The 15,171-nt window shown below is 72.7% G+C and carries 14 protein-coding genes; 10 read left to right on the top strand and 4 right to left on the bottom strand.

The window, feature by feature from the left end; genetic code table 11:
• Nucleotides 1-29 precede the first annotated feature (29 nt).
• Nucleotides 30-1,661 (bottom strand): dolichyl-phosphate-mannose--protein mannosyltransferase, encoded by a 1,632-nt coding sequence (locus H7A69_RS10735; RefSeq protein ID WP_182047007.1) that lies wholly within the window; start codon nt 1,659-1,661, stop codon nt 30-32.
• A 53-nt stretch (nt 1,662-1,714) separates the two neighbouring features.
• Between H7A69_RS10735 and rsmI the strand changes: the two genes are divergently transcribed.
• The 5 genes from rsmI (at nt 1,715) to H7A69_RS10710 (ending at nt 6,592) form a co-directional block, all read left to right on the top strand.
• Nucleotides 1,715-2,536 carry a 16S rRNA (cytidine(1402)-2'-O)-methyltransferase gene (gene rsmI, locus H7A69_RS10730; RefSeq protein WP_182047006.1) on the top strand — a complete coding sequence of 274 codons (822 nt, stop codon included), beginning with the start codon at nt 1,715-1,717 and terminating at the stop codon, nt 2,534-2,536.
• 70 nt (nt 2,537-2,606) lie between these two features.
• Nucleotides 2,607-4,187 carry a methionine--tRNA ligase gene (gene metG / locus H7A69_RS10725; RefSeq protein WP_182047005.1) on the top strand — a complete coding sequence of 527 codons (1,581 nt, stop codon included), beginning with the start codon at nt 2,607-2,609 and terminating at the stop codon, nt 4,185-4,187.
• A complete protein-coding gene (locus H7A69_RS10720; protein ID WP_259346178.1) occupies nt 4,184-5,122 on the top strand; it encodes a TatD family hydrolase in 939 nt (312 codons plus the stop codon). The genes metG and H7A69_RS10720 overlap by 4 nt, the downstream gene beginning before the upstream one ends.
• A 2-nt stretch (nt 5,123-5,124) precedes the next feature.
• The gene (gene rsmA / locus H7A69_RS10715) at nt 5,125-5,970 is read left to right on the top strand and encodes a 16S rRNA (adenine(1518)-N(6)/adenine(1519)-N(6))-dimethyltransferase RsmA (RefSeq protein ID WP_182047004.1); all 846 of its coding nucleotides are present in this window, start codon (nt 5,125-5,127) and stop codon (nt 5,968-5,970) included.
• A gap of 217 nt (nt 5,971-6,187) precedes the next feature.
• Entirely contained in the window at nt 6,188-6,592 is a 405-nt protein-coding gene (locus tag H7A69_RS10710) for a hypothetical protein (protein ID WP_182047003.1), read from the top strand.
• Between the two features lie 58 nt (nt 6,593-6,650).
• Here the strand turns inward: H7A69_RS10710 and H7A69_RS10705 are convergent, their stop codons facing one another.
• Entirely contained in the window at nt 6,651-7,391 is a 741-nt protein-coding gene (locus tag H7A69_RS10705; protein WP_182047002.1) for an SDR family oxidoreductase, read from the bottom strand.
• Nucleotides 7,392-7,492: 101 nt separating this feature from the next.
• Between H7A69_RS10705 and H7A69_RS10700 the strand changes: the two genes are divergently transcribed.
• Nucleotides 7,493-8,350, top strand: coding sequence for a helix-turn-helix transcriptional regulator (locus H7A69_RS10700; protein ID WP_182047001.1), 858 nt, complete (start codon nt 7,493-7,495; stop codon nt 8,348-8,350).
• A gap of 19 nt (nt 8,351-8,369) precedes the next feature.
• Here H7A69_RS10700 and H7A69_RS10695 read toward each other — a convergent pair whose 3' ends face one another.
• Nucleotides 8,370-8,870: a hypothetical protein gene (locus H7A69_RS10695; RefSeq protein WP_182047000.1), complete on the bottom strand. Its 501-nt coding sequence runs from the start codon at nt 8,868-8,870 to the stop codon at nt 8,370-8,372.
• Nucleotides 8,871-8,953: 83 nt separating this feature from the next.
• On the opposite strand from H7A69_RS10695, the gene H7A69_RS10690 reads away from it, so the two are divergent.
• The 4 genes from H7A69_RS10690 (at nt 8,954) to H7A69_RS10675 (ending at nt 13,436) form a co-directional block, all read left to right on the top strand.
• On the top strand, nt 8,954-9,982 hold the full coding sequence (locus H7A69_RS10690) for a RimK family alpha-L-glutamate ligase (protein WP_182046999.1): 1,029 nt from the start codon (nt 8,954-8,956) through the stop codon (nt 9,980-9,982).
• 84 nt (nt 9,983-10,066) lie between these two features.
• Entirely contained in the window at nt 10,067-11,137 is a 1,071-nt protein-coding gene (locus H7A69_RS10685; RefSeq protein ID WP_069713445.1) for an LLM class flavin-dependent oxidoreductase, read from the top strand.
• Nucleotides 11,137-12,447 carry an O-acetylhomoserine aminocarboxypropyltransferase/cysteine synthase family protein gene (locus H7A69_RS10680; RefSeq protein WP_182046998.1) on the top strand — a complete coding sequence of 437 codons (1,311 nt, stop codon included), beginning with the start codon at nt 11,137-11,139 and terminating at the stop codon, nt 12,445-12,447. The genes H7A69_RS10685 and H7A69_RS10680 overlap by 1 nt, the downstream gene beginning before the upstream one ends.
• 56 nt (nt 12,448-12,503) lie before the next feature.
• Nucleotides 12,504-13,436, top strand: coding sequence for a 4-(cytidine 5'-diphospho)-2-C-methyl-D-erythritol kinase (locus H7A69_RS10675; RefSeq protein WP_182046997.1), 933 nt, complete (start codon nt 12,504-12,506; stop codon nt 13,434-13,436).
• Nucleotides 13,437-13,471: 35 nt separating this feature from the next.
• Here H7A69_RS10675 and H7A69_RS10670 read toward each other — a convergent pair whose 3' ends face one another.
• Nucleotides 13,472-15,100 carry a glycosyltransferase family 39 protein gene (locus H7A69_RS10670; protein ID WP_182046996.1) on the bottom strand — a complete coding sequence of 543 codons (1,629 nt, stop codon included), beginning with the start codon at nt 15,098-15,100 and terminating at the stop codon, nt 13,472-13,474.
• Between the last annotated feature and the right edge of the window lie 71 nt (nt 15,101-15,171).

The following is a 15,171-nucleotide window of genomic DNA, read 5'->3' as shown; positions in this document are numbered from 1 at the left end:
CGCGCCTCCCGTCCGTCAGCCGGACCCGCCTAGAGCCAGCTCGGCAGCCAGTAGTGGGAACGGACGAAGTCCCACGGCATCTGCAGGCCGGTCCACATGGGGTACCAGTAGGCCGAGGCCAGCACGACGACGCCGAGGTACACGCCGATCCAGACGAGCGCCCGCGTGCGCCGGGGACGCGGGTCGTCGCGGGAGCCGGCCACGAGTCCGATCGCCGCCGCGAGCGCCATCACCATGTAGGGCTCGAAGGCGACCGTGTAGAACTGGAACACCGTCCGGTCCGTGTACATGAGCCAGGGCAGGTACCCGCCGGCGACGCCGATCAGGACGAAGCCGTACTCCCACCGCCGGCGCAGGATCCAGAGCACGAGCAGGGCCACGACCGCGATCACCGACGCGTACCAGACGAACGGGTTCGCGATGCCGGTGATCGCCTCGCCGCAGCGGTCCGCCCAGCAGCCGTCCTGGCCGGCGTCCGTGCCCTGGTAGTACATCGAGGTCGGGCGCTGCATGAGCAGCCAGAGCAGCGGGTTCGCCTGGTACGAGTGCGGGGTGTGCAGGCCGATGTTGAAGCCGTAGATCTCCGACTGGTAGTGCCACCAGTTCTGCAGGGAGTCCGGCACCCACGCGAGCACACCGGTCCACCGCTCGCCGCCGCTCGCGATCCAGTCGCGGTCCCACCCGCCCGACGTGCGGAACCACCCGGTCCACGACGCCAGGTAGGTCGCGGCGGCGATCGGCACCGTGAGGAGGAACGACACCGGTGCCTGCTGCAGGAACGCGCTCGACGACCAGAACGCCACGCCGGCCCGGCGGCGCATCAGCATGTCGCTGAGGACGGAGTACAGCGCGAAGAACGCCAGGAAGTACAGCCCGGACCACTTCGTCGCCGACGCGAGCCCGAGGGCGATCCCCATGGCGACCAACCACGGTCGCCAGACGAGCACCGGCCCCCAGAGCGTGTCCCGTCCGGCGGCGGCCCGGCGTCCGACCCAGGCGTCGAGCCGCCGCTGCGCCCACCGGCGGTCGAGCAGCAGCGCTCCCGCACCGAGCAGGACGAAGAACGTGACGATGCCGTCGAGCAGCGTCACCCGGGAGAGCACGATCGCCTGCCCGTCGACCGCGAGCAGGAAGCCCGCGAGCGTCCCCACCGCGGTCGACCGGAAGAGCGAGCGCGCGATCACCGCGGTCAGGAAGACGGTCGCGATGCCGAGCACGGCGACGGTGATGCGCCAGCCGAACGAGCTGTCGGCGCCGAAGAGCAGCATGCCGAGCCCGATGAGGTACTTGCCGAGCGGCGGGTGCGCGATGAACTCGGCCGCCCGCGAGTAGATGTCGGTCTCACCGTCGGCGAACCGCTGGTCGGTGGTCGGTGCCCCGTCGCCGGACGGGTTCGCCGGCCACGTGCCCTCGTAGCCGAGGTGCACGATCGACCAGCCGTCCTTGACGTAGTACGTCTCGTCGAACACCAGCGAGTGGGGGTGACCGAGGCCGGCCAACCGCAGCACGGCGGCGAGCAGCGTCACCGCGAGCGGGCCCGTCCACCGCCACACGGCCACGCGCCGGGACGTCGACAGGACCCGGCCCCACCAGTCGTCCAGGCGGGAGCCGACCGGCCCGTCGACGAGGGCGGCGCGGTCGTCGGTCAGCTCGCTGGTCATCGGCAGCATCCTACGGATCGCCCTGTGGCGGGACCTGCCACCACAATGGGGAGGTGATCGTCCTCGCAGCAACGCCCATCGGCAACCTCGGCGACGCGTCGCGCCGACTCGTCGAGACCCTGTCCAACGCGACCGTCGTGGCCGCCGAGGACACCCGCACCGCGATCCACCTCATGCGGGCGCTCGGCATCGAGAACCGCCCGCGGCTCATCGCCCTGCACGAGCACAACGAGCGGGCGAAGGCCTCCGAGGTCGTCGAGCTGGCCCGCGACGAGGACGTCGTCGTCCTCACCGACGCGGGCATGCCCGCGATCAGCGACCCGGGCTTCCCCCTCGTCGAGGCCGCCGCCGCCGCCGGCGTCACGGTCACCGCCCTCCCGGGCCCGTCCGCGGTGCTCATGGCGCTCGCCGTCTCCGGTCTGCCGACGGACCGCTTCAGCTTCGAGGGGTTCCCCACCCGCAAGGGCGGCGAGCGGCGCCGCCTCTTCGCGTCGCTCGCGGGGGAGCAGCGCACGATGGTGTTCTTCGAGTCGCCGCACCGGCTGGCGGACACCCTGTCCGACATGGCCGCGGGCTTCGGCGACGACCGCCGAGCGGTGGTCTGCCGGGAGCTCACGAAGCTGCACGAGGAGGTCCGTCGCGACACGCTCGCCGAGCTCGCCGCGTGGGCGGCGGACGGCGTCCGCGGCGAGATCTGCGTCGTCGTCGAGGGTTCGACCGGTGCGCTCGACGTGACGAGCATCGAGGACGGCGTCCGGCTGGTGCTCGAGCGGGTGGCTGCGGGGTCGCGCATGAAGGAGGCCGCTGCGGCGGTCGCCGACGCGACCGGCCTGTCGAAGCGCGACCTCTACGAGGGCGCGCTGGCGGCGCGCTGACGCCACCATCCGTCGGACGGGAGGCACGGGTCGCGTCATGCGCTCGCCGGCCGCCCGTAGGATGGTCCGCATGTCCGACGGGTCCTCGTTCAGCATCACCACGCCGATCTTCTACGTGAACGACGTGCCACACATCGGGCACGCCTACACCGAGGTCGCCGCGGACTTCACGGCGCGCTGGCACCGGCAGCGGGGCGACGACACGTGGCTCCTGACCGGCACCGACGAGCACGGCCAGAAGATCCTGCGCACCGCGAGCGCGAACGACGTCTCGCCGAAGGAGTGGGCGGACCGTCTCGTCACGGACGCCTGGAAGCCGCTGCTCGACACCGTCGACGTGGCGAACGACGACTTCATCCGCACGACCGACGAGCGCCACGAGCGCGGCGTCACGGCCTTCCTGCAGAAGCTGTACGACGACGGCTACATCTACGCCGGCGAGTTCGAGGGCTTCTACTGCGTGGGGTGCGAGGAGTACAAGCAGCCGAGCGACCTCGTGCCCGGCACGGGTGCGTACGAGGGGCAGCAGGTCTGCGCGATCCACTCGATCCCGGTCGAGGTGCTGGCCGAGCGCAACTACTTCTTCCGGATGAGCGACTTCGAGCAGCGCCTGCTCGACCTGTACGAGTCGAACCCGGAGTTCATCCAGCCCGAGAGCGTCCGCAACGAGATCGTCTCCTTCGTGAAGCAGGGCCTCCGCGACCTGTCGATCTCGCGCTCGAGCTTCGACTGGGGCATCCAGATCCCCTGGGACCACGACCACGTGCTCTACGTGTGGTTCGACGCGCTCCTCAACTACGTGACCGCCCTCGGCTACGGCTCCGACGACGACGAGGCGTTCCAGCGCCTCTGGCCGAGCGTCCACATCGTGGGCAAGGACATCGCCCGCTTCCACGCGGTCATCTGGCCCGCGATGCTCATGGCGGCCGACCTGCCGGTGCCGAAGCGTGTCTTCGGCCACGGGTGGCTGCTCGTCGGCGGCGAGAAGATGTCGAAGTCGAAGCTCACCGGCATCGCCCCGTCCGAGATCACCGACACGTTCGGGTCGGACGCGTTCCGCTACTACTTCCTCCGCGCGGTCACCTTCGGGCAGGACGGCAACTTCAGCTGGGAGGACATCTCCGCCCGGTACGCCGCCGACCTCGCGAACGGCTTCGGCAACCTGGCGTCGCGGCTCGTCGCGATGCTGCAGAAGTACTTCGACGGCGCCGTCCCGACGCGCGGGGCGCTCACCGCGTCGGACGAGGCGATCGACGCCCTCGCGGTGTCCGTGACCGATCGGGCGGACGCAGCGGTCGAGGCCTTCGCCCCGCACGAGGCGATCGCCGCCGTGTGGGAGCTCGTGGACGCCCTGAACGGCTACATCACCGAGCAGGAGCCGTGGGCCCTGGCGAAGGACGACGCACAGCGCGAGCGCCTCGGCACCGTGCTGACGACGGCACTGCGCGGCCTCGGGACCGTGAACGTCCTCGTGTCGCCGGTCATGCCGAAGGCCACCGAGAAGCTCTGGGCGTCGATCGGTGCCGGCGGGTCCGTCGCCGAGCAGCGCGTGGACCGGGCCTGGGAGTGGCAGGGTGCGGAGACGGTCGTGCCGCTCGGGTCCGGACTGTTCCCGCGCATCGAGCAGCAGCCTGAGCAGGGTGCAGCGTGACCGACGCGGCCGACGCAGCGCACGTGCGGGCGCGCGGTGACGGGTCGTCGGGTGGCTCGAAGCGCGACCTGAGCTACCCGCCGCTGCCGCAGGCGCTCGTCGTGCCCGTGTACGACAACCACACCCACATGGAGATCGCGGACGGCGTCGGCGAGGGCGGCGACGGTCCGCTCGACTACCGCGAGCACCTCGACCGGGCGTCGAGCGTCGGCGTGCGCGGCGTCGTGCAGGTCGGCACCGACCTGGCGACCTCGGAGTGGTCCGCGCAGATCGCCGCTCGTGAACCCCGCGTGCTGGCCGCCGTCGCGCTGCACCCGAACGAGGCCCCCGTCCTCGACGAGCAGGGCCTGCTCGACGAGCACCTCGCGGGCATCGAGCGACTCGCCGCGTTGCCCCGTGTCCGGGCGATCGGCGAGACCGGACTCGACTTCTTCCGCACCGGCGAGGACGGCCGTGCCGCCCAGGTCCGGTCGTTCGAGCAGCACATCCGCATCGCGAAGGAGCACGACCTCGCGCTGACGATCCACGACCGCGACGCGCACGACGCCGTGGTCGAGGTCCTCGACCGGGTCGGCGCACCCGAGCGGACCGTGTTCCACTGCTTCTCCGGCGGACCCGACCTGGCACGGCTCTGCGCCGAGCGCGGTTGGTACATGTCCTTCGCCGGCACCGTGACGTTCAAGAACGCCGAGCCCCTCCGCGAAGCCCTCCGGGTCGCCCCGCGCCACCTGGTCATGGTCGAGACGGACGCGCCGTTCCTCACGCCGACGCCGTACCGCGGCCGGCCGAACGCGCCCTACCTGATCCCGCTCACGCTCCGGTCGATGGCTGAGACGCTGGGCACGGACGCCTCGATGCTCGCCGCGCAGATCGCGTCGAACACCGAGCTCGTGTACGGCGCGTGGGACGCCGAGCCCGTCACGGTGGACGAGTAGCCGTGGGCGCACTGCTCGGCCCGGCGGAGATCCGGGACCTCGCGGCGAAGCTCGACGTCACCCCCACCAAGAAGCTCGGGCAGAACTTCGTGCACGACGGCAACACCGTCCGACGCATCGTGTCGGCCGGCCGGGTCACCCCGGGGTCGCGGGTGCTCGAGATCGGCCCGGGACTCGGCTCACTCACGCTCGGACTCACCGAGACGGGTGCCTCGGTGACCGCGGTCGAGATCGACGGCCGGCTCGCGGCGCAGCTGCCCGCGACCGTCGCGGCGATGCAGCCCGACGCTCGGCTGCAGGTGGTCCACCAGGACGCCCTCGCCGTGACCGCCGACGAGCTGCCCGAGGCGCCGACGCACGTCGTGGCGAACCTGCCGTACAACGTGTCGGTGCCGGTGCTGCTCCACCTGCTCGCGACCTTCCCGACCATCGAGCGCGTGCTCGTGATGGTGCAGGCCGAGGTCGGCTACCGCATCGCGGCCGGCCCGGGCAGCAAGGTCTACGGCGCCCCGAGCGTCAAGGCGGCGTGGTACGGGTCGTGGTCGACCGCCGGACAGATCAGCCGCCAGGTGTTCTGGCCGGTGCCGAACGTCGACAGCGTGCTCGTCGGGTTCGACCGGCACGAGCAGCCGGGCGACGAGGCGCTGCGGACCCAGGTCTTCGCGCTCGTCGACGGCGCGTTCCAGCAGCGGCGGAAGATGCTGCGCCAGAGCCTGTCGGGCGTGCTCGGCAGCAGTGCGCGTGCGACCGAGCTGCTCACCGCCGCCGGGATCGACCCGACGGCGCGGGGCGAGGCCCTGTCGCCGGACGACTTCGTGCGGCTCGGTCGGACGGTCCTCGCAGCCTGACGGCGCCGCGTGCCGCTGATGCGGTGCGGTGCGGCGCGGTGTGACGGGGCACTGGCGCGACCTGCCCCCGGACAACCGGGAGCACGTCGTGCCGTGCACTTCCGTGGCGCGACGTGCTCGCGGTTGGTCCCCACGCGCCTCCCGGCCCGCCGGCCCGGCGCCTCCGCCTGCCGGTCGGGCACCTCGGCCGGTCGCTACGACCCGTAGGCTCGCCACCGTGCGCGCACCTCGTTCCCGGACCGCTCTCGTCGTCACGATCGCGGCGGCCGCCGTCGGCGCCGCGATCGTCGTCCTCGCCGTCGTGGCCCTCGTCCACGACGTCCGAGACGACGCCGCGTGGGCGGCACTCGTCCTCGGCGCTGCCGTCGCGGCGTGGGGCCTGTGGTTCCACGCGCTGTCGGGCGGAGACGCGGACCGTCGTCCGCGGGTCGCCGTCACGGGCGTCGTCGCGACCGCCGGCATCCTGGGCGCGGGTGCGTACTGGGTGCTCAGGGGGCTGCTCGACCGGACCGTCGCGGAGGCCCTGGTCGTCACGGCGATCGTCCTCGGGCTCTGGGCGCTGAACCGGACGGTGGAGGCCGGGAACCGCCGACGGCGTGCTGCGGGAGACGAGGTCGAGTAGGTGACTGCGGGAGGCCGGGCGACCCTCGTCCCGCGAGGACGCGCGGGTCAGGTGTGGCTCAGTGCCCCCGGCCCGCCATCGCCTCGAGGATCTGCTGGTGCGTCCCGTCCCGCTCGGCCCACCGCAGCGGCTGCACGTTCTCCACGAGGATCTCCGGCGCGGCACCGGCCTCGAGCAACCCCACGACCTCGTCGGTGAAGGCGTCGAGCGGCATCCCGCCGAAGTCCGCACCGCCCATCAGGTCGGTCTGCACCGCCGGCGGCGCGAGCTCCAGCACCTCGACGGAGCTGCCCACGAGCTGCTGGCGGAGCGCCTGCGTGTACGAGTGCACGCCGGCCTTCGTCGCGCTGTAGGTGGGGGTGGCGGTGAGCGGGACGAACGCCAGCCCGGACGAGACGGTGATGAGCGTCGCCGCCGGTCGGCTCAGCATGTGGGGGAGGAAGGCGTCGATGAGCAGGATCGTGCCCACCAGGTTCGTCTGCACGGTCTCGAGCGCGTCCGAGACGTGGCCCGGATCGCGGAGGTCCTCGTTGCGCATGATCCCGGACATCGTGACCACGGTGTCGAGCTCCGGGTACCGGGCGATCACGTCGGTAGCGGCGGCTGCGATCGAGTCGGCGTCGGCGACGTCGATCGCGACGGTACCGAAGCCGTGCTCGGCAGCGAGCGCGTCGAGGCGGTCCTGGCGGCGCCCGCCGATGACGACGGTGCTGCCCGCTGCCTGCAGGCGCTGCGCGAGGGCGAGCCCGAGGCCCGAGGTCGCGCCGGAGATGAAGACGGTGCTGTTCGTGGTGTCCATGCCGTCGACGATGCTCCCCGGACACCGGTGTCGCCAGGACGCGGTCATCGGGGGACCGCCGATCCCTGGCTCCGACCGGTCCGGACGGGCACGATGGTCGGGTGGACCGCCCCGCCCTCGCCGACTTCCTCCGCCGCCGTCGCGAACTCCTGCGCCCGGAGGACGTCGGGCTCGGCAACGGCGCACGTCGCCGGACGCCGGGTCTGCGCCGTGAGGAGGTCGCCGCGCTCGCCGGCATGAGCGTCGACTACTACACGCGGCTCGAGCAGCAGCGCGGGCCGCAGCCGTCCGAGCAGATGGTCGCCGCGATCGCGCGGGCGCTCCGCTGCAGCCTCGACGAGCGGGACCACCTCTTCCACCTCGCCGGGCACACCGCGCCGGTCCGGATGCACCGCGCCGACCACGTCGACCCGGCGATCCTGCGGGTGCTCGACCGGCTCGAGGACACCCCGGCCATCGTCGTGAGCCACCTCGGTGAGACCCTCGTCGAGAACCGGCTCGCCCGAGCCCTGCTCGGCACGTCGGTCGACCTGCCGGGGAACGAGCGCTACCAGGCGTGGCGGTGGTTCGTGGCGGGGACGGAGCAGGCGAAGTACGCGCCCGAGCAGCACGAGCGGCTCGGACGGGTGGTCGTCGCCTCGCTCCGGGCCGCGGTCGGTCTCACCGGGCCGGGGGACCGTCGGGCGACCGCGCTCGTCGATGCGCTGCAGCAGCGGAGCCCCGCGTTCCGGGAGCTGTGGGAGCGCCACGAGGTGTCCACGCGGTGGTCCGACAACAAGACCATCGTGCAGCCCGAGCTCGGCCGCATCACCGTCGACTGCCAGGTGCTCCACACCGACGACCAGGCGCAGGCCCTCCTGCTCTTCACCGCGCCTCCCGGCAGCGAGGACGCGCAGAAGCTCGAGCTGCTCGGCGTCCTCGGCACGCAGCACTTCGGCGCCGAGTCACGGGCGCGCTGACCCGCACCCGGCCCGAGCGTCAGTCGACAGCAGCGCCCCGCGCCCGCAGCGCCTCCACGACGGCGTCCGGGTCGTTGCACCGGAACCGGAGCGATCGTGCCCCGCGGATCGTGACCTGCACCCCGGGACCACCGTCGAGCAACACCGCGGTGCCGCCGGGGACGAGCCGGATGCCCAGTCCGCCGGAGTTGCCGCCCGTCACGTGCACGACCTCGGCCGAGGTGATCCGTTCCGGGGCGATGCGCCGCCCGTACCACCACGGGCGGACCCGGACCTCGAGGACCTCGTCGACACGGACCGTCATCCGCATCAGCAGCGAGCCGATGCCGAGCGCGACCGTGACGGCGAGCGTGACCACCAGGACGCCGACGTCCGACGCCGTCGGCGGCTGGTCCTGCCACCCCGCCGGCACCGCGAGCACGACCGCCGCGATGCCGACGGCGGTCGCGATCACGGCCCACCCGACGACGGTCATCGTGCGGCCGGGCCGGAGGGTCTCCTCGTGCACGGGGTTAGACATGCGTTCCACCCTCGCACACCGCTCCGCGCAACCCCACGTCACACACCTGGCACCCCCAGGGTCACCGTGCCTAGGGTGGCCGGGTGACAACTCCGCGCGTGTACGTCATCCACGAGAACCCCGATTGGTTCCCGCCGTTCGCCGCTGCCTTCGAGGCGGAGGGCGTGCCGGTCGAGGAACTCCTGCTGACCGACGGCGGCGCCCTCGGCAGCATCGACCTGGCCTCCGAGCCGGCCCCGGGCGTCTACTGGTCGCGCATGTCCGCGAGCTCGCACACCCGCGGCAACGAGCACAGCAAGGAGTACGCCCGCGCGCTGCTCGGCTGGCTCGAGCGCTCCGGTGCGACGGTCGTCAACGGCAGCCACGTGCTCGAGCTCGAGGTGTCGAAGGTCGCTCAGCACGGGCTCCTCCGCGACGCCGGCTTCGACGTGCCCCGCACGACCGCGGTCTTCGGGTCGGCCGCCCTCAAGGGCGCCGCGCGGACCTTCACGGGAGGGCAGGACGTCCCGTTCATCACGAAGCACAACCAGGGCGGCAAGGGCCTCGGTGTCCGCCGCTTCGACACCCTCGCCGAGTTCGACGCCTACGTCGACAGCCCCGAGTTCGAGGCCCCGGTCGACGGGATCACGCTGCTCCAGGAGCTGCTGACCGCCCGCGAGCCGTTCATCACCCGCGCCGAGTTCGTCGGCGGCGAGTTCGTCTACGCGGTCCGCGTCGACACGAGCGCCGGCAGCTTCGAGCTCTGCCCCGCCGACGCGTGCGAGGTCCCGCAGGTCATCGCGGGCGCCGTCTGCGACGTGCCCGGTACCGATGCGACCAGCACCGCAGCGCCCGGCGCACCGGCCGCCTTCAGCGTCCGCGACGAGGTCACCGCCGAGCACCCGCTCGTGCAGCAGCTCCGCACGTTCCTCGCCGACCAGCGCATCCAGGTCGCCGGCGTCGAGTTCATGGAGACCACCGACGGCCGCACGGTCGTCTACGACGTGAACACGAACACGAACTACAACCCCGCCGTCGAGGCGGCTGCGCCGGTCTCCGGCCCGCGCGCGATCGCGCGCTTCACGGGCGCGCTCCTCGAGCAGGCCTACGCCGCGTCGGCGACCACGGTCTGAGACGACACCACCCACCGGCCGGGAGGCGCGGGGCGGGCCCGCCCCGCGCCTCCCGGCCGTCACGACACACCTGAGGAACCACTCGTGCGATTCGGATACTGGACCCCGCTCTTCGGCGGCTGGCTGCGCAACGTCGAGGACGAGGACATGCCCGTCACCTTCGACTACGTGAAGCGGCTGGCGCAGCGTGCCGAGCGGATCGGCTTCGACCTGACGCTCGTGCCGGAGCTCAACCTCAACGACATCAAGGGGACGGCCGCGCCGAGCCTCGAGGCGTGGGCGCTCGCGGCCGCGCTGGCCGCGACGACCGAGCGGCTCGAGATCATGGCCGCGATGCGTCCGGGCTACCACCTGCCGGCGGTGACGGCGAAGCAGGCCGCGACGATCGACGAGATCTCCTGTGGTCGGTTCACCTTCAACGTGGTGAGCGCGTGGTGGGCGGAGGAGGCCCGTCAGTACGGCGGCATCTTCTCCGAGCACGACGACCGCTACGCGCGGACCGAGGAGTTCGTCGCGATCCTCAAGGGCCTGTGGTCCGAGACGCCGTTCTCGTTCACGGGCGAGTACTACGACGTGCAGAACACGCACCTCGAGCCGAAGCCGCGCGTCACGCCGCGCATCTACGCTGGCGGCGAGAGCGAGGCGGGCAAGAGCTCGATCACCCGCTTCGCCGACGCGTACCTGACGCACGGCGGCACGGTCGACGAGCTCCGCACGAAGATCGACGAGATGAAGCGCCGTCGTGAGGACGCCGGCGCCGCCCCCTTCGAGGCCTTCGGCATGGCCGCGTACGTGATCGTCCGTGAGACGGAGGAGGAGGCGCAGGCCGAGCTGGCCCGCATCACCGACGTCCGGCACGGCAAGGCGTACGAGTCGTACCAGGACTTCATCTCGAAGTCGCAGCTCGAGCACGTGCCGTCGCTCGAGGACTACTCGGTGTCGAACCGCGGTCTGCGCCCCGGGTTCGTCGGCACGCCGCAGCAGGTCGCCGACCGCATCCGGGAGTTCGAGGACGCCGGGGTCGACACGCTCCTGCTGCAGTTCTCGCCGCAGGCCGAGGAGATGGAGCGTTTCGGCGAGCAGGTCATCCCGCTGGTCCGGCCGTCCGCCGGGGCCTCCGTCGGCGCGTCCGAGTCTGCCGAGCCGGTCGCCTGATGGCCGCCGAGGACGACTGGGCGTTCGAGACCCGGCAGATCCGCGCGGGCTACAAGGCCGATCCGGGCTTCGGCGCGAACGTGCCGCCGATCGCGCAGAGCGCGGCCTACGTCTACCCGTCCGGCGAGGACGCCGCGGCGCGGTTCATGCTCGACGCCCCGGGGCACACGTACACGCGCGTGAACAACCCGTCGGCGGCCGCGCTCGAGCGGCGCATCGCGGACCTCGAGGGGGGCGTCGGGGCGCTCGCGCTCGCGTCCGGGCAGGCGGCGACGTCGCTCGCCGTCCTCGGTGTCGCCCGTGCCGGTGACCACGTCGTGGCGTCGGCGTCGTTGTACGGCGCGACCTACACGCTCTTCGCGTCGACGCTGCGCGACCTCGGCATCACGTTCACGTTCGTGCAGGACCCGACCGACCTCGACGCGTGGCGCGCCGCGGTGCGTCCGGAGACGCGGGCCTTCTTCGGGGAGTCGATCCCGAACCCGCGCGGCGACGTGCTCGACTTCGCGGGGGTCGCCGGTGTGGCGCACGAGGCCGGCGTCCCGCTCATCGTCGACAACACCATCGCGACGCCGTACCTCGTCCGGCCGTTCGAGCACGGCGCGGACATCGTCGTGCACTCGGCGACGAAGTACCTCGCCGGGCACGGCAGCGCCATCGCGGGCGTCATCGTCGACAGCGGCAACTTCGACTGGGCCGCGCACCCGGAGAAGTACCCGCAGCTGACGAGCGTCGAGCACTCCGGGTTCGCCGGCACCGACTTCGCCGCGAAGTTCGGTCGGCGCGCGTTCATCCAGCGCACCCGCTCGAAGCTCTCCGCCGACCTCGGTCCCGCGATCGCGCCGTTCAACGCCTTCCTGGTGCTGCAGGGCATCCAGACCCTGTCGCTCCGCATGGACCGGCACGTGTCGAACGCCGCGACGGTGGCGACGTGGCTCGACGCCCACGAGCAGGTCCAGCACGTGCACTACGCGGGGCTGCCGTCCTCGCCGTGGCACCACCTGCAGCAGCGGTACGTGCCGAAGGGCCCGTCGGCGGTGCTCGCGTTCGACCTGGCCGGCGGCGTCGAGGCCGGTCGGCGCTTCGTCGCGGCGCTCGAGCTGTTCGACCACGTGTCGAACCTCGGCGACGTGCGGTCCCTCGTCGTGCACCCCGCGTCGACGACGCACGTGCAGATGACCCCGGAGGAGCGTGCCGCGGCCGGCGTCGGCGAGGGGCTCATCCGCCTGTCGATCGGCCTCGAGCACGTCGACGACATCCTCGCCGACCTCGCCCGGGGGTTCGCGGCCGCCGCACGGTCGGGCGCCTGACCCGGCGCGGACCCGTCGCGGGGAGGACCCGGCCGTGGGGAGGATAGGTTTGGAGCATGACCTCGCTGGCCGCACCGACCCGCGTGCGGGTGCGCGCTCCCGGCAAGATCAACGTGTACCTGTCGGTCGGCGCGCTGCAGGACGACGGCTACCACGACGTCGCCACCGCCTACCAGGCGGTGTCCCTGTACGAGGACGTCACCGCCGAGCCGGCCGACGACTTCTCGGTGCGCTTCACCGGGCCGATCGACACGAGCGCGGTGCCGACGGACGGCTCGAACCTCGCGATCCGGGCCGCCCGGCTGGTGGCCGAGGCCGCTGGGCACCGGGGTGGCGTCCGGCTCACGATCGACAAGCAGGTGCCCGTCGCCGGCGGCATGGGCGGGGGATCCGCCGACGCCGCCGCGACCCTGCTCGCCTGCGACACGCTCTGGGGCACGGCGCTCGGCCGCGACGAACTCCTGCGGCTGGCCGCCCGTCTCGGCGCCGACGTGCCGTTCGCCTTCGCCGGCGGGACCGCGGTCGGCACCGGGCGGGGCGACGAGCTCAGCCCGGCCCTGGCGAAGGGGGAGTTCCACTGGGTCCTCGCCCTGAGCGACTCCGGGCTCTCGACCCCGGCGGTCTACCGAGCTCTCGACGAGCACCGGGAGCGGTACCGTGCGGACATCCGGCCCGCGCCGACGACCCCGGTGGTCGAGGCGAACGTGCTGCAGGCCCTGCGCGCCGGTGACCCCGACCTGCTCGCGGACTGCCTGCACAACGACCTGCAGGCACCGGCGATGCGGCTGCAGCCAGCCCTGGCGACCACGCTCGAGGTCGGTGAGAAGGCCGGGGCCCTCGCCGGGCTCGTCTCCGGCAGCGGTCCGACGGTGGCGTTCCTGGTCGCCGACCGCGACGCCGCCCTGGAGCTCCAGGTCGAGCTCAGCGCGGCCGGGCTCGTGGCACTCCGGGCGACCGGCCCGGTGCACGGCGCGCGCGTCGTGCACTGACCGGCCGGGCCGTCAACGGTCCGGCCGTGGCGCGGTCAGCCGCGGACGTACTCCGTGATGACGACGCGGCCGGTCTTCCAGTGCTGCTCCGCGTGGAACCCGTTCTCGGCGAGGACGGAGGCGGTCTCGGGCTGGATGTTGCGCGCCTTGGGCGTCCCGCCGACGAACCACACCGTGTCGATGTCGCCGAGGCGGGCGGGGATCGTGGTCGCGAGGTCGCCGTTCTGGTTCCACAGCACGCCGGACTCGGCACCGTCCTTCCGGACCCCGAGGTCGGTCAGCCCGGTGAACGCCCAGGGGTAGGACACCCGGATGATCTCGGCGGTCGTGCCGGGGTGCCCGTAGACGCTGCCGAAGACGACACCGCCGTTCGCACCCGGGGTCGCGCTCCGCTCGGCCTCGATGATCGACGCGGCGTTCGCCCACGTCGAGTCCTGCTTCGAGCGGGGGGTCTTCACGTCGATCGCGCTCGGCACGCTGATGACGAGGAACACGGCCAGTGCCGCCGCCAAGACCGCCCGCGGCCGCACGAGCGTGATCGCGAGGGCGATGAGGAGCGCGACGAACGGCAGGCTGAGCGACGCGTACTTCGGCGAGTACAGGTGCTCGCCGAGCGCGGTGGCACCGACGAGCGCGGCGGTCGGCAGCAGGGCGAGGGGCAGGGCGACGCGGACGGCCTGGGCGCGCAGGACCGCGCGCACCGAGGGCGAGCGACGGTGGGCGGCCGCCAGGCCCACGACGGACCCGGTGACGAGCAGTGCCCACGCGACGGCGGCGTAGGAGTCGATGCCGCCGAACCACGACGTGGCGAACACCTGGGGGAAGGTCCGCTCGCTGATGCCGGTGATCCACCCGACCTGCTTCGACTGGGAGACGACGACGAGCACGAGCGGGGAGACCACCACGGCTGCGGCGCCGGCGGCGACCACCCAGCGGACGAGCACGGCGCGCGGGAGGACAGGCGCCCGCCCCTCGCCCCGGGCCCGCTGCGCCAGGAGCGTCCAGCCGAGGGTCACCGCGTGCGCGACGACCGCCAGCGAGAGGTACACGTTGAAGGTGACGGAGAGCGCGGCGATCAGCCCGTAGGCGACCCACCAGCGTCGGCCGGAGCCCGTCCGGGTCCGCCGGACGGCCGTGATCCCGACGAGGGTCAGGCAGACGGCCAGCGTGGTGATCGTGGCGTAGGGACGGCCCTCGGACCCGGCCCACTGCACGCGGGGCAACGCCAGGAACACGAGCCCGGCGGTGATCCCGAGCCGACGACCGCCGAGGCGCCGACCGAGGGCGACGACCAGTCCGGCCGCGACGCCGATCGCCAGGGCGCTCGGGAAGCGGAGGGTGAAGGGCGTGTACCCCACGAGCCAGAACCAGGCGTGGATCAGCGCGTAGTACAGACCGTGCACCGCGTCGACGGTGTGGAGCTCGGCCCACAGCTGAGGCCAGCTCCGCTGCGCGCTCGTGACCGTGGCGGCCTCGTCGTACCAGAGCGAGGGGACCCAGGCGAAGAGGGCACCCGTGACCACGCCGAGCGCGCCGATCGTGAGCTCCGGCGTCCGCACGGCGGCGATCCGGGCCGCGGCGGACGCGGACCGGAGGCGGGTGCGGACCGGCGTCGCGCCGGCCGAGGCGGGGACACGGATCGTCCCGGTCTGGGGTGCAGTCACGCCCGCGACGGTACCGCCCGGGGCTGGGCGGGTGCCCCGTGCCGAGCGGGTCCTCCGTGAGAGTTCGCGAT

This window comes from Curtobacterium sp. ME26 (genome assembly GCF_903970945.1).
In the GTDB taxonomy this organism is placed as follows: Bacteria; Actinomycetota; Actinomycetes; order Actinomycetales; family Microbacteriaceae; genus Curtobacterium; species Curtobacterium citri.
Note: the sequence above shows the minus strand (reverse complement) of the source record. Positions and strands in the feature narration are given on the sequence as shown.